The 1,366-nt window shown below is 47.1% G+C and carries 1 protein-coding gene and 1 rRNA gene; both read right to left on the bottom strand.

Translation table 11 applies throughout. The features are described 5' to 3' along the window. Positions 1 to 1,116 (bottom strand): 16S ribosomal RNA (locus tag K6T82_RS24065); the annotation flags it as partial. 66 nt (positions 1,117 to 1,182) lie between these two features. Then, positions 1,183 to 1,366 (bottom strand): hypothetical protein (locus K6T82_RS24060; protein ID WP_223711566.1); only part of this gene is annotated, 184 nt, incomplete at its 5' end.

Here is a 1,366-nt window from a genome sequence, read left to right as displayed (position 1 = left end):
ACTCGCTGGCAACTAACAACAGGGGTTGCGCTCGTTATAGGACTTAACCTGACACCTCACGGCACGAGCTGACGACAACCATGCAGCACCTTGTAAACTGTCTTGCGAAAGGTCTGTTTCCAAACCGGTCAGTCTACATTTAAGCCTTGGTAAGGTTCCTCGCGTATCATCGAATTAAACCACATGCTCCACCGCTTGTGCGGGCCCCCGTCAATTCCTTTGAGTTTCAAACTTGCGTTCGTACTCCCCAGGTGGGATACTTATCACTTTCGCTTAGCCACTGAACTTGCGCCCAACAGCTAGTATCCATCGTTTACGGCGTGGACTACCAGGGTATCTAATCCTGTTCGCTACCCACGCTTTCGTCCATCAGCGTCAATCCATTGGTAGTAACCTGCCTTCGCAATTGGTATTCCATGTAATCTCTAAGCATTTCACCGCTACACTACATATTCTAGTTACTTCCCAATAATTCAAGTTCAGCAGTATCAATGGCCGTTCCACCGTTGAGCGATGGGCTTTCACCACTGACTTACCAAACCGCCTACGGACCCTTTAAACCCAATGATTCCGGATAACGCTTGGATCCTCCGTATTACCGCGGCTGCTGGCACGGAGTTAGCCGATCCTTATTCTTACGATACCGTCAAGCTCCTTCACGAAGGAGTGTTTCTTCTCGTACAAAAGCAGTTTACAATCCATAGGACCGTCATCCTGCACGCGGCATGGCTGGTTCAGGCTTGCGCCCATTGACCAATATTCCTCACTGCTGCCTCCCGTAGGAGTCTGGTCCGTGTCTCAGTACCAGTGTGGGGGATCTCCCTCTCAGGACCCCTACCCATCGTAGCCTTGGTAAGCCGTTACCCTACCAACTAGCTAATGGGACGCATGCTCATCTTTTACCGTTGTGACTTTAATTGCAGGATGATGCCATCCTGCAATACCATGGGGTATTAATCCAAATTTCTCTGGGCTATCCCCCTGTAAAAGGTAGATTGCATACGCGTTACGCACCCGTGCGCCGGTCTCAAACACCGAAGTGTTCTACCCCTCGACTTGCATGTGTTAAGCCTGCCGCTAGCGTTCATCCTGAGCCAGGATCAAACTCTTCATCGTATATTTTAATATTATATATTCGATGCTTTCTATCGGTTCTTTTCGAATCTCACGATTCCTTTACTCTTATTCTATTTGTTCTAACATCTCTGTTAGAACGGCTGTCAATTCAATATGTCTACGAACGTAATTTTGTGTCTTTCGCTTGTTTCTCAAAGCGGGTGCAAAACTAGTGATTGTTTTTGTTTCCTGCAAGAAAAACTTAAAAAATTTTGAAACTTTTTTTTCGTCCCTTTTTCCTCGTTTTCCC

Origin of the sequence: Flavobacterium potami (genome assembly GCF_020026915.1) — a bacterium.
Lineage (GTDB): Bacteria > Bacteroidota > Bacteroidia > Flavobacteriales > Flavobacteriaceae > Flavobacterium > Flavobacterium potami.
The sequence above is the reverse complement of the archived record's forward strand: the minus strand, read 5'-3'. Positions and strand labels throughout refer to the sequence as shown.